General features: G+C 38.5%; 11 protein-coding genes. 3 read left to right on the forward strand and 8 right to left on the reverse strand.

All coding sequences use genetic code 11. From position 1 onward, the window contains the following. Window positions 1-74: 74 nt before the first annotated feature. From AACL61_RS00165 to AACL61_RS00185, 5 genes are all read right to left on the reverse strand, one after another. Entirely contained in the window at window positions 75-2396 is a 2322-nt protein-coding gene (locus AACL61_RS00165; protein WP_102816011.1) for an ATP-binding protein, read from the reverse strand. 177 nt (window positions 2397-2573) lie between these two features. Then, window positions 2574-3428, reverse strand: a complete 855-nt coding sequence (locus AACL61_RS00170; protein WP_102816012.1) for a DNA/RNA non-specific endonuclease — start codon at window positions 3426-3428, stop codon at window positions 2574-2576. Window positions 3429-3537: 109 nt separating this feature from the next. After that, window positions 3538-4929, reverse strand: coding sequence for an amino acid permease (locus tag AACL61_RS00175; RefSeq protein ID WP_029507408.1), 1392 nt, complete (start codon window positions 4927-4929; stop codon window positions 3538-3540). Between the two features lie 286 nt (window positions 4930-5215). Continuing rightward, window positions 5216-6121, reverse strand: coding sequence for an LPXTG cell wall anchor domain-containing protein (locus AACL61_RS00180; RefSeq protein WP_216578185.1), 906 nt, complete (start codon window positions 6119-6121; stop codon window positions 5216-5218). A 39-nt stretch (window positions 6122-6160) separates the two neighbouring features. Beyond that, on the reverse strand, window positions 6161-7936 hold the full coding sequence (locus tag AACL61_RS00185; protein WP_339110797.1) for a 1-deoxy-D-xylulose-5-phosphate synthase: 1776 nt from the start codon (window positions 7934-7936) through the stop codon (window positions 6161-6163). Between the two features lie 167 nt (window positions 7937-8103). Here AACL61_RS00185 and AACL61_RS00190 point away from each other — a divergent pair, with 167 nt between their 5' ends. Further along, window positions 8104-9354, forward strand: coding sequence for a DUF2075 domain-containing protein (locus AACL61_RS00190; RefSeq protein ID WP_339110798.1), 1251 nt, complete (start codon window positions 8104-8106; stop codon window positions 9352-9354). A 2-nt stretch (window positions 9355-9356) separates the two neighbouring features. Continuing rightward, on the forward strand, window positions 9357-10049 hold the full coding sequence (locus AACL61_RS00195; RefSeq protein WP_102816016.1) for a TVP38/TMEM64 family protein: 693 nt from the start codon (window positions 9357-9359) through the stop codon (window positions 10047-10049). 63 nt (window positions 10050-10112) lie between these two features. On the opposite strand, the gene AACL61_RS00200 is transcribed toward AACL61_RS00195, so the two are convergent. Genes AACL61_RS00200 through AACL61_RS00210 form a run of 3 tightly spaced genes read right to left on the reverse strand, consistent with a single transcriptional unit; the run spans window position 10113 to window position 13350 of the window. After that, the gene (locus AACL61_RS00200; RefSeq protein ID WP_339110799.1) at window positions 10113-12626 is read right to left on the reverse strand and encodes an excinuclease ABC subunit UvrA; all 2514 of its coding nucleotides are present in this window, start codon (window positions 12624-12626) and stop codon (window positions 10113-10115) included. Between the two features lie 15 nt (window positions 12627-12641). Continuing rightward, window positions 12642-12980: a fluoride efflux transporter FluC gene (locus AACL61_RS00205; protein WP_102816018.1), complete on the reverse strand. Its 339-nt coding sequence runs from the start codon at window positions 12978-12980 to the stop codon at window positions 12642-12644. Further along, complete coding sequence (locus AACL61_RS00210; RefSeq protein ID WP_102816019.1) at window positions 12973-13350, reverse strand: fluoride efflux transporter FluC; 378 nt, start codon at window positions 13348-13350, stop codon at window positions 12973-12975. Before AACL61_RS00210 ends, AACL61_RS00205 begins: the two co-directional genes overlap by 8 nt. A gap of 107 nt (window positions 13351-13457) precedes the next feature. Here AACL61_RS00210 and AACL61_RS00215 point away from each other — a divergent pair, with 107 nt between their 5' ends. Then, window positions 13458-13850, forward strand: a complete 393-nt coding sequence (locus tag AACL61_RS00215; protein ID WP_003663799.1) for a VOC family protein — start codon at window positions 13458-13460, stop codon at window positions 13848-13850. Window positions 13851-13876 lie beyond the last annotated feature (26 nt).

The raw sequence follows: 13876 nt of genomic DNA on the forward strand, positions 1-13876 counted from the left end.
GGCGACCACCGAGATCTACACTCTTTCCCTACACGACGCTCTTCCGATCTACTAATCAATTATCTCCTACTCGATTAGCCAAATAATCGTGCCCAGAATCCCTTCTTTTGTTCTTTAACAGGCGATTCTGTAACTTTTTCAGCTGTATTCGTAGTTAACGTTTCCTCATTTGCTTCGTTTTCCGCACTATCTTCAGCATATGGGTTGCGTTCACCAATCCATTTAAAGAATTCATCAGCTTTAATTTCCACAAATTTTCCACGCTTGCCATTGATACCATCCACACAGAGTTCAATTGGCAGTGCATTCCGGTACTTTTCAATACTATCGGCAGTAAAACCATTGAAAGTATTAAGCTTCGAGATATCAAATAACAAGCTATGATCTTGTTGCCGGTATTTAAAGTCTTCTTCCTGTGTTAGGTAAAGTTTAGCCCACCGGTTACGCGAACTTTCCTTAAAGTCATCACAAATTTCATCTGCAAAGTAAGGAGGTACTTCCATATCCGCCATTTGATAGTAATCGCGGAAAATCTTACGGGTATTTGCTAAGAAGTCAAGTTTACCAGTCTTTTCATCGAATGCGCGCCATGGCGTTTCATCGTCCTCTAGTAAGCTTGCCATCCGCATTACAAAGTCCTTAAACAGCGTATTATTTAAGGTTTGTCGTACGTTATAGATATATTTATTGGCCTCACCTTTTTGCTGGTCATCGATAACCTTATCAATTTGGAGATAATAAGTTCGCCGTGCAGTTTCACGCAGCATAGTAAAGCCTGAATCATAGTTAGTTGTTCCGATTAATGGTGCAATTGCATGTGGATTGTTAACCAATTCATTCATCGTATCAACAACTAAGTGCCGACTATATTGATCCTGTTGGAAGAAGTATGGTTCAATCTCATCCATTAAAACGGGGTATGAACTTCCAAGCTTCATGTAGTGCTCGATTGCATCAACAGTTTTTGCTTTTTTCTGCGGTGTATCTGTAGGATAAATAGTCCCAAAATCAATTAATGACCGATCAGTATTCCATGTCAATTGATTAATAATCCGTAATAAAGTTGACTTTCCAGAACCAGCAGTTGCTCCTAGAATCAAGAAGTTAGGAATATCATTACCATCTTCAGGATTCAAACTAGCTTTCGCACGAATTTCCCATAAAAATGGTGCCGTAAAACTATATAAAATAGCTTCATAGAATCGCTTGCCATAATCATCATTGTAGTCAACAACGTATTGCTGATACCCTTTTAATACCGCATCAATACTCTTTAAGCCATCACGAATTTGACTAATAGTCGCAATCTTTCCAAATTGAATTGGGTGCGTGCCAGTATCATTCGGTACGTACAGGCCACTATTATTGTTAACCAGATTTCTTTCCATCGGACGATCATATAAGAACGTTGTATACTTCTTCTCTGCTGACCGTTGTTGTGGTGTCATGCCACTAATCAAGGCATCCTGAACTTGTTTAAAAATCTTTTCGCGCGATTTCAATTTTGGTTTAGCTGCTCGTGGCGATACAGCTGTTTTTTGCAAAGTGTAAATTGTATCGTGTTGTTGAATTTGTCGTTCTGCTTCTTCTTTATCTTGAGAACGGTTAGTCGTAATATCTCGCATCGACTTAGTAATCATTGCGGGAATTTTATTTTCATCAATTTGTTTTTGAACGTCATGACTAATCAAATCGGTCATATCTGCCGCTGCGATTTGATCGGTAACTTCATTATCAAGAATTACAACCGCATTCTTAGTTCCTTTAGTATCTTTCAAGCTCTCATCAATTTGATTTTGCGCTGCATTTAAAAGATTTTCAGTAAAAAATGGTCGTAAAACTGGCTTGATGTCATTCTTATAATGGTTATCAAGATTTTGAAATAGCCGAATGTCATCATCAAAGACTAATATTTCTTCATATTGGTTACGCTCTTTATCAAATGAAGCACTGTCCAAGTTAAGACTTCCCAAAATTACACGAGTATCATGGGTCTCGGAATTACTTAGGAGGTAAAAACGTGAATGGATAGCCTGGGTTGGTGCAATTGCAACTTGAAAAAGATTGTTCAACACATTTGCTTGATTGTCACTAGTTAATGCTTCAAAGACTTTAGCAGGCTTTTTATTAGCAGCAGATAGCAATGCATTGGTCAAAGCAACCTTAGTGATCACTTCATCACCAGTTTTAGCTTCATAATTTTCAGGGCTGCTCAGTGCAACTTCGACTTTAATGAATCGACTTAGATACTGATTAATAAAGTCGGCAGTCACGTTACCAGTAACTGCTGTTAAACGATTGAACTTATTAGCATCAAAAAGCTGGCTAATCTTTAATGGTGGAGTATCCTGACCATTAAAAACAATATGAATCTTTTTTAGATCTGAATCTGTCATTGGCGTAGTCCTTTTCTAAACAATATTAACTCTTTTTATTTTCGTTTATTTAAACCAATTTTGCAAGTGACCATCGAAATATTTTGTTTCTACGCTAGTTTTATATGCAGATAATAAAAAAACCCCAATACTCTAATTAAATGAAGTATTGAGTGATTATTCTAATTACATAGTTTTTTAATTCGTGTTCACTTGTGTTACTGCCCCTGTTGCATAATTTATACTAATATTGTTTTGCACATTGGGCACGAAGACATTGTATTGCAAACTGCCATCCTTTGATTTGGCCTCAATATGGGCACCAGAAGGCACTAAATTATTACCGTCATAGACATCAGTTACTCGATAACGAACTTGTTTATTTTGATCCAGAGCTTTTCGCACTAAGCCTTCATAGTAGTTTTGCCCAGTTGATGTACTGCTTCGAGCTTCGTTGGCCCAAGCAGTTTGAGTTGCAATATTAGCAGGATTTGACTCCGAAGCATTAAAGCCACGGATACCCCCTACTAATGCATATCCTAGTAAGTGTCCGCGATCATAAGCATGGGAGATACCACCTTTTAAGTTGTGGGCTTGTAAAAATCCAGCTGGCTTCCAATTAGTGGCTCCATTTCCAGTTTCATTCCGATTACGATACTGGCGTGTTGTTCGATTGAGCCAGGCGTCTCCCTGCCATGCTCGTCCACGCGAATCACGTCGATTAACTGCGTATGGCGCGTTATTAATATTTGCGTTCAGCGCCGTCTGATTGTTATTTAAAATAAACGCTCCGTAACCATTCCATTTTATGTCAGATGTTCCTAACTGCTGACGGACGCCATTAGAAAGAACACTCGTGGCCTGCTCTTGGGTTGGCGGCGTAAAAGAAGATGATCGATTATTGTTGCTGGAATGACGCCAAGACGCTACCCGTTGGATTCCCTGTGGTAAGGTACTTCCCTTGTCAGATGGCTGGGAAAAACTACCAATGCCGAGAATCGCTACTAAAGCTAAAAGTAAATACTGGGTCTTTTTATTGAATCGAAATCGCATGTTTTTAAAATACCTTTCCTCTTAAACGTATGTTCGTAAAAGTATTTTATCATTTTAAGCGATAAAAGAAAATACTCCCAAAACAATCTGTTTCGAGAGTATTTATTCTTTATGCTAATTTATCTTGGCGCTGAGTTCTTAACTTGTAGATAATGCTCATGATAACTAAGAAGACTGCCCCAACACTGACCGAAATCCGTGTATCTGGGTTAAAGAACATAAACAGTAAGATAACACTTAGCGCAATCAAACTAAAGTAGTTATATGCTGGATAAAGTGGCATCTTGAATGGGTGGTCCTTTAACTCAGCCGGATTATTACGCCGGAAGTTTAATTCTGAAATCAAAATAATAAACCATGGTACCATTCCGGGAAGGACACTTGAACTATATACAATCACGAAGATATTAGCAGAGGCTGCATTAAACATTGATAGAAGCATGTTAACAATAAAGCCAAGGAAAATCCAAAATGAAATTGTTAAGATTGCAACGTTTGGTACAACCCGCTTTGACAATTTACTAAAGACCTTAGGAACCTCACCGTCAACTGAAAGCTTGAAAAGCATCCGACTAGCACTGTAGATTCCTGAGTTGGCACCGGACAATGCAGCAGTCAAAACAACAAAGTTAATGATTCCAGCTGCTCCAGTAATACCAACTTTAGTAAATGTCTCAACGAATGGTGATCCAACTGCTTTTAATTCGTCCCATGGATAAATGGAAACAATAACGAAAATTGCCCCAATATAGAAAATTAAAATCCGCCAAATAACAGATTTAACTGACTTAACAATCGCATGGCGTGGTGAAGCGGCTTCACCAGCGGTAATACCAAGTAATTCAATTCCTTGATAGGATCCAGCAATCACAGATAGTGAGAACATGAATCCCATGAATCCACCAGTAAAGAATCCACCATGTGACCATAAATTGGAAATTCCAACCGGATGCCAATTGTTCCCCAACCCAAGGACAATTACTAACAATCCAAGAATGATCATAACAATAATTGTAACAACTTTAATCATCGCAAACCAAAATTCCAACCGGCCGTATGCCTTAGCAGATGCAAGGTTCGCAAGAGTTAAGATAATGATCATTACTAATCCAGAAATCCAGTCTGGTAAGTTAGGCCACCAATAATTAAGGTATTGACTCATGGCAATAATATCTGAGATACCAACAATGATAAACTGAAAGACGTTACTCCACTTTGTCAGGTATCCAGCTAAGGGATGAATATATTTAGATCCATAGTCCGCAAAGGAACCAGTTCCTGGACTGATATAGATCATTTCCCCTAACGCACGCATAACACCATACAGGACTAAACCTACAAAGGCATATGCTAATAGGACAGAAGGACCAGTCCATTTAATAGTTGATGTGGCTCCCATGAAAAGACCACTACCAATTGTCCCACCAATTGCAATCATTTCCATTTGTCCGGGAGTCATTGTCCGATTTAATTTAACTTCATTTTTCTGATTATCCATCATTCTAACCTCACTTTAAATAAAAAAGCTACCCAAAATGTCCCTAGCCAACCCTTGTCAAATTTTGATAAGTGGTTGAGACATCTTGAATAGCTATTGCTAACAGATTTAAGAGATATTAAAACTACTCAACCACGGTAATTGTTGTTGTGGTTGAGGTGGAGGTTAGGTGATGAATAATCGATTTATTGTAAATTTGCATTTTAGTTTCCTCCATTTCGTTTTTCAATAACATTAGAATACTATTAGAAAATTAAAAATGCAAGTCCTTTTATCAAGTTTTTTTGTTTTATTTCCTTTTGTGCGCTTTCTTTAACGAAAAAAGACTCATCCCCGCGACCATTACCGTTATTCCCAAGCCAAGAAAAGTCGTTAAATTATCGGTCTCATTTCCTGTCTGTGGAAGTATTTGCTGGTCAGAGTTATCGTTTTTACGTGAGTCCCGATGTGAACGATTTAGTCGATTATTAATCCCTGTTACCCGTTGATGCAAATTTTGCTGCTTTCTTGTATTATTTACCTCCCCGTAATTTTCCGTGACCTGATTATCATCCCCCAGATCTTCTTCCACGGGGTAATTATCCTGCGAATCTTTCTTTTCCTCTTTTTTATTCTCTGTTGCTTGCCCCTCCTCTTTCTTTTCTGCTACAGTATTTTCTTCGCTGTCTTTTTTTGGTTCTTCGTCTTTATTGAAAGACTGATAATAAACATTTATCGTATTTTTTAATTGCGATAGATCCTCTATTTCTGTAACAGTTGGAATCTTATCCATTGATGGTTTAAAACCAGCTTGCTCAGGGATATTAACTTCTTCAAAAGGTTCAATAATCCAAATTGCCTTTTTGGTTGGATCATTCGGTACTTCACGGTGAGCATAAGACACTTGTTCCACTTTTTTAACTTCATTTAAGAGATGAAAATAAATTACACGTTTGATTTGGACACGTTCTTTCTGACTATTTGTATTAGACACGGGATGCGTAATTGGTTCTAGAGGTACAGCTAGAACTGGTGGAGTATTTAACGACAGCGAAAGGATCGTTGACGCTGTCGTTAAGCCTACTAAGCAAGTGTTTCGCAATACACGAAGGTGGTTTAAATGAATCATATTATCTCGCTCCTCTTTTATATACTCTTTAATATATATACGTAAAAAGAAGCAATTCGCATTTTTTAAATCAAAAAAAGCTATCACCTACAAGTAATCCTTACCTGCGATGACAGCTTTGTTAACTTATAGTGAATGGATAACCTGCTCAATATCATCCACAATTTGTTTAGGGGTTAAGTGATACCATTCATATAGTACTTCGGTAGGAACATTATCCGCAAATTCACGTGGTGCCCCAAAGTTCAAAACCTTCATTCCCTTTGGTCCATAGTAACGAGCAATTGTTTCCCCGAAACCTCCACTAAGGACCCCATCCTCTAGTGTAACAACTACATCATGATTTTCTGCTAGGTGGTGAAGGACATCTGAGTCGATTCCAGTTACAGACTTTGGATTGATCAATGTAGCATCAATGTTAAGCTTGTCTTGAAGTTCCTTTCTTACCTTTTCACCAAGTTCCCAGAAATCACCAACTGCCATGATTGCAACTTCACTTCCGCGATGAGCAATATCGTACTTGATCGTACTGTAGTCATCTTGTGTTGGTGTTCCATGAAGAAGGGGCTTTTCTGGTTGACGAATTACTACTGGTTCATCAGTTTGATTAATTGCCCACCGTAACATCGAAATCATTTCTTCGACGTTTGTTGGTGCTAAATATTCAATGTTTGGCAAATCACTAATCATTGAAATATCAAATGTTCCTTGATGAGTAGCAGAACTTTCTGAAATTGACCCGCCTCGTACAATCATTACAACCGGAGCATCATTTAATGCCATATCATGAATCAATTGATCATATGCTCGTTGAAGGAAAGTACTATTTTGAAATACAACAGGGCGTGCACCTGCTTGCGCCATTGCAACCGCAGTCGTAATTGAATCCTGTTCAGCAATCCCAACATCATAATAACGATCCGGGTGCTTAGCCTTAAATTTACCAAGATCAAACGCACCAGGAATTCCAGCATTAATAGCAACAACTGGCTTATCCGCTGCAATTTGCTTATCTAATTCAGCAAGGACAGCATCGCTATACGATTCTCCACTTGCCTTAACCTTATCTTCACCAGTCTTTAGGTCAAATGGAGTGCGCCAATGATACTTCATCTTTTCTTCAACAGCAGGCTCATAACCCTTCCCTTTTAAGGTGTTAACATGAAGGACGATTGGATGGTCAATATCCTTGATTTCCTTAAAAGTGTCGATCATCGTCTGCAAGTCATTGCCGTCTGCAACGTACTTGTAATCGAGACCCATAAACTTAAAAATATTATTGGGAGATTCACCGTTAGTATCTCGGAGTTCTTTTAGCCCTTTGTATAAGCCACCCTGGTTCTCATCAATTGACATTTGATTATCATTAACGAGAATAATTAAGTTAGAATTAAGCTTAGCAGCATTGTTTAATCCTTCAAAAGCTAATCCGCCACTTAAGGATCCATCCCCAATTACTGCCATAACGTTATTATGTGATTGCGGCTTCATTAAATCACGCGCTTGAGCCATCCCCACTGCAAGTGCGATTGATGTTGAAGTATGGCCGATTTCAAAAAAGTCATGAGCGCTTTCTTCTGGTGATGTAAATCCAGTAATATCTTCATAATGATCGGGATCAAGAAAGCCTAATTTCCGGCCTGTCAGCATTTTATGGGCATAACTCTGGTGTGAAACATCCCAAATAACTTTATCGTGGGGCGAATCAAAGACATAGTGAAAAGCAATCGTTAGCTCCATTACGCCAAGGTTAGGGCCCACGTGTCCACCGATTTTTGCGTCGCGTTCAAGAACAAGTTGACGCATTTCTGCTGCTAATTGTTTTAATTCGTCAAGTGACATGTCCTTAATATCGCTTGGTTCATTAACTTCATTTAAGAGGTAATCAGGATGCAGATTCATCTATTCCACTCCTTCTTGATTTTACATTTAATAATTAGTAATACTTATTGCTCTTATTATTCTAACACTTTCTAAAGCATTGAGTAAATTACTCTCAAGTTCAAATTGACGAAATTCATGCATTTCGATACCATTAAATAGAGTAATTCGTTAAAAAGGAAATAGTTATGAAAAATATAGACAACGCTGCAACTAACAAAATTTCACCATTTAAAAAATTAACGACAAAGCAAGAACAACTCGTCAATGACATTATTTCATTTACTAAACACCATCTAACACAAAATCATCCTGCGATATATACAGTCTACGGGGATGCAGGTACCGGAAAAAGCGTAATCTTATCACAATTATTCGTCCGCATTCAAAAAGAAGCGCGGACACAACAAAATTCCGTCCTTTATCATACTAATAATTATTTTCTTGTTAACCATCCAGAAATTCTGAAAGTCTATAAAGAGATTGCCGGGCCAATAAAAGAGTTATATAAAAAAGACTTTGCTCGGCCAACCTCATTAATTAATCAATTGGATAAGCAAAACCAAACCATTGATGTTGCTGTTATCGATGAAGCTCATCTTTTATTATCCAAACCCGATCATTATAATAATTTTTACCATGATAATCAGCTTGTCGAGATTATTAAACGCGCTAAAGTTGTCATAATTGTCTTTGATCAATACCAAGTCTTACGGATGAAAAGTCTCTGGACCCCTGAACGACTTCAGGCAATTACGAACCAATATCCCCATAAAAATTACCATTTGACCCACATGTTTCGCATGAATGCGAGCGATGAATTAGTTAAGTGGTTTAATGAATTTACTAACTATAAATTAACCGCTTTACCAGCATCCGCCCGTGATCATTATGATTTTCGCATTTATAGTGATGCCGAGGAAATGAGGAAAGCAATTGTCCAACGTAATAAAGAAGTAGGACTTTCCCGCATCCTTTCAACGTCTGGATATCCGTCAACGCTCGATGGTGGTAAACACTATATTGAGGAAGGCAGATTTAAAATGCCGTGGGATCAATATAACTATACAGTTACTCCCTGGGCAGAATTGCCTCAAACCATTGATGAAGTTGGCTCAATCTACACTTGCCAGGGGTTTGACTTAAATTACACCGGCATTATTATTGGTCCGCCAATTAGCCAAACGCCTCAAACAAACCAACTTCAAGTAAATTTAGATCGTTATACAGATGTTGAGGCATTCAAAAAACGTGAAGACCTAACCGATCCAGCTGAAATTAAGAGTTTAGAAAAAAGAATGATTATGAATTCTTTGAACGTTTTATTCAAGCGTGGTGTATATGGAACTTATCTTTACGCTCATGATCCACTTTTACGACATTCTCTTACCTCCCTTTTTAAGAAAGCTGGGTTTTCGCTACCAAAGGAGGAACAATAATTATGAAAGAGCGTAAATTAAATAAAACGTGGCTGATCGGTGTCGCAATTATCCTCGCCGTCATCGTTCTCTACTTCATTTATCGAACATATAAGCCAGAAATTGACCTACTACTAGACTTTAATGCCCATAATAAGGCTAAGCTTCTCCATATGATTAGAAGTCATGGGTTTACAGATATCTTTCTTCTTGTAGCTTTAATCGGTATCCTAAATGCGATTCCGGGAATGTCTAATTCCGTTGTTTGTATCTTTGCCGGATTATGTTATGGACCAGTTGTTGGTTTTCTGATTAATTGGGTTGGAAATATTTTAGGAAATTCTACTGTAATGAGTATAATTCGTAAAATCAACCTCTCCAAACGGGTAAAGAAAAACAAAATCCTTCATTACCTCTTGCAGCAAAAGCATCCGTTAATTGCACTTACCATCGGCTTTATGATTCCGGTTATCCCCAGTGTACTTGTAAACTACGCTGGTGCCCGTTTAAATGTGAGTCGGAAACACTACTTGGCGATGGTGACCGTGGGAATGGCACCGACCTCCTTTCTCTATGCTTTTGGTGGGGATGCTATTTTCAAGGGTAACATTAGACGACTGATCGGTGTTGCAATTGCGATTTTAATTCTAATTGGCTGTTATTTACTCGTTCGCAAAATTTGGCAAAACCATGAAGGAAAAGCAGTCGCAAAATAATTAACTTGATTAAAAACAAGGCTCCAAACGTCCGGCAAATCCGAATGTTTGGAGCCTTTATCTTTAATTAAACCTTGACCAATATTCTGCCAAATACTTGCTGGTTAAACTTTCTGGTTTTTGAATAAGGGCTAACGGATTCCCCTGAGCCACAATTTTTCCACCGTTACTGCCACCACGCGGACCCATATCAAGCATATAATCTGCGTTAATAATCAAATTTAAGTCATGAGTAATAGTAATAATTGTCGCTCCCCGATCAAGTAATTGCTGCATTACTGCTAAAAGGGTTTTAACATCAAGGGGATGCAAGCCAATAGTTGGTTCATCAAATACAAATAACGTTTCACTTTGATTATGGTTCAGGTGTTTAACAAGTTTTAAGCGTTGCGCCTCACCACCAGAAAGGCTAGGCGTACTTTCGCCTAAGTGCAGGTACCCTAAGCCCACTTCATCTAATAATTGAAGTTCACGAGCGATTTTCGGAACTTCCTTAAATACACTCATCGCTGCCCGAACATCTAATTTTAAGAGATCAACAATTGAATATCCCTGCCACTTAACTTTTTGAACTTCTTCATTGTATCGACTTCCCCCACATGTTGGACAAGTCTGTTGCATATCCGGTAAGAATTGAATATCAAGGGTTACTACCCCCGCGCCACCACACGTTGGACACGCTCCCTGCTTATTATTATAAGAAAAGTAAGAAGGTGTATAGTGTTTCTCTTTGGCTAATGGCTGGGCTGCAAATAACTTCCGCAGATTATCCATAATACTGGTATAAGTTGCGACGGTTGAACGGTTAGTTTTACCGATTGGCGCTGCATCAACACTCACTACTTCCTTTAACGGACTTAATAATTTGCTAACTTGTGAGGGTAATTTGGTCCCACTTGCTTGAGCATGGATAGCGGGAACTAAACTATCAAGGATCAAACTTGTTTTACCAGCGCCCGAAAAACCAGTGATAGCAGTCAGTCGATTAACTGGAATCTCTCCTTGGACATCTTTAAGGTTGTAATAATCTTTTACTTCAAAGTCAATCTCTTGACTAGCTGGTTCGTTTGTTATGGGGCGACTTTTTAATCCTGCTGTCCCATTTAAATAAGGACCAATCTTAGACTGAGGATTATCAGCGATTTGCGATGGTGTTCCCTCCGTAAGAATTTTTCCACCTTTTTCTCCAGAACCCGGGCCGATTTCAATAATCCAATCTGCTTCTTTGATAATATCAACATTGTGATCAACAACTACTAATGAATTACCTTGGGCCACTAATTTCTTAAATACATTTAAGAGACCTGTAATATTATCAGGATGTAAGCCGATAGAAGGTTCATCCAGAATATATAAGACACCAGTCGTTTGGGTTCGAAGAGTTCTTGCAAGCTGAATACGTTGTAATTCACCTGTCGATAACGTATTCCCGTTTCGCAATAAAGTTAAATAATCAAGGCCTAATTCCAATAATGGCCGTAAATTATCATCAAACTCTTTAAATAATGAAGTCGCCATCTTTTTCATATCTGAAGGAAGAACAGCTAATACATCTTGCTTCCACTTGCTTAATTCCCCAAGCGTAAGGTCACTAACTTGTGCAATATTTAAACCACCAGCTAATTGGTTTAATAATTCTGGCTTTAACCGTGTTCCATGGCAAACTGGGCACGTTGAATAATGGAAAAATTCGCTAATTCGTTTTTGGGCTCGCTCGCTTTTACTACTCTTCGCAGATGCTAATACCGCTTCATGAGCATTCTCGTATAAAGCATTAAAGTCATGAAAAACGCGGCCTGTTCCAGAGCGGAAGTCCATCTTAAACTTCTTTTGGGGACCATTTAAAACAAAATCTTTTTCTTTAGGGGTTAAATCTTTATATGGAACATGGATCCGAACACCTGCCTGTTCAGCCACACTCGGCATAAAGTTTCGGCCAGGCAAATGCCATGAAGCAACTGCCCCAGCAGCTAAACTAAGATTTTCATCCCCAATAAGTTTACTTTCATCCAGTTCACGAACTTTTCCTGTTCCATGACATCGTAAGCAAGCTCCGTCAGAATTGAATGCAAAGTCTTCTGCTCCATAGGCATAAAACTTTGTGCCACAAGTAGGACAGGTTAATTGTCCCATCTTATCGCCGCTCTTACTCATTACCTCTGCGATTTCAAGGCTTGGTTTTAAACGATGCCCATTTGGACAGACCGGTTCGCCAAGCCGCGAAAAGATCAGCCTAATTACATTCAGCATCTCACTCATTGTTCCAACGGTTGCTCGTTCAGATGGAATTGCGGGACGTTGCTTCAATGCTAGTGCTGAAGGAATATGTTTAACACTTGTAACATCTGCTTGAGCACCTAACTTTATCCGTCGTCGTGTGTAAGTAGAAAGTGCTTCTAAGTACCGGCGAGATCCCTCTTCATATAGAATTCCCATTGCTAATGAGCTTTTCCCAGAACCAGATAATCCCGAAATCGCAACAAATTTATGTAGCGGGATATTGATATCAATGTTCTTAAGGTTGTGGACTCTTCCACCTTTTACTTCAATTTGTGTTGGTAGTATGGTTTCTGTCACTATCTTTTACTCCTTTCATATCATCATTCCACAGATCGCGGCAATAACTCCACCAAGATAACTTAAGCCGAAATAAAGAGCGAACATTCCCCATCGCTTTTCATCCATCATTGAAATTAGCTCAACATTGAAAGCCGAAAAAGTAGTATAACCTCCTAATAAGCCAATCCCAAATAATAGTATGATCGATGAATTACTAGCAAAATTGTTGGTAAGAATGCCTAATAAAAAACTACCGGTGATATTAATAAATAGAGTTGCTAGGGGCCAATCAATTCTTAACTTTTTCCACCAGCTTGTAATAACATAACGGATCACAGCCCCAATTGCTGCTCCAAGACCTACATTAATCATTCTTCCGCGGACCTCCGTATTTTCGTGCCAGCATAAAACCGAGCAGTGCCAAAGCCAAGCCGCCAAGAGAGCTCACAAGAAAATAACCGATGCTGGCAAGCACACCTTGGCTCTCAAGCTTAACAATAGTTGTGGCTAAACTTGAAAATGTCGTAAAAGCGCCAATAAAGCCAGTTCCTATCCCGGTATTTAGCCATGCTGCTAATAGTCCCCGCTCAATAAAATAATAAGTTATAAATGCTAGCAAAAATGAACCAATAAGGTTAGCATATAAAATCCCGTCGCCGCCTAATAGGACACTAAGTTCATAACGGGTAATTCCACCGAGAAAGCCGCCAATCGCGACGCTCATTATTGTTTTTATATTCATAAAAAGTCTCCTTAGATCTGCAATCATCTCATTATACAACTTTTGCTATTTCAATTTAGAAACTTGTATAATGATATTGATTTAAAAATTTAAAGGAGACTTAGACAATGAAAATGCGACGAATTGATCACGTTGTTTTAACTGTAACTGATTTAGAGCAATCAATGCGCTTTTATCACGAAGTATTTGATATGCCGGTAATTAAAGAACAAAGTAATGATGACTTAATTACAATGCGGTGTGGGCATCAGTTAATCCGTTTACAAAAAATTGACCGACCAACTACACTAAAGGCAGCTAATCCGACAATTGGTTCTGCTGACTTATGTTTAGTTGCCGGAGATAGTATTGACGATATTGTTCACCATCTTAATAGCTACTATATTGATATAATTGCTGGACCAATTGTCAAACAGGGGGCAGAAGGCGAAATGACCTCACTTTACGTTTATGATCCAGATAATAATCTGATTGAAATTGCAGTATATAAGAATAAATAAAGTAAATATGAGCGAGAGAAGGTTGT

Origin of the sequence: Limosilactobacillus reuteri subsp. porcinus (assembly GCF_036621895.1) — a bacterium.
Taxonomy (GTDB): Bacteria; Bacillota; Bacilli; order Lactobacillales; family Lactobacillaceae; genus Limosilactobacillus; species Limosilactobacillus reuteri_J.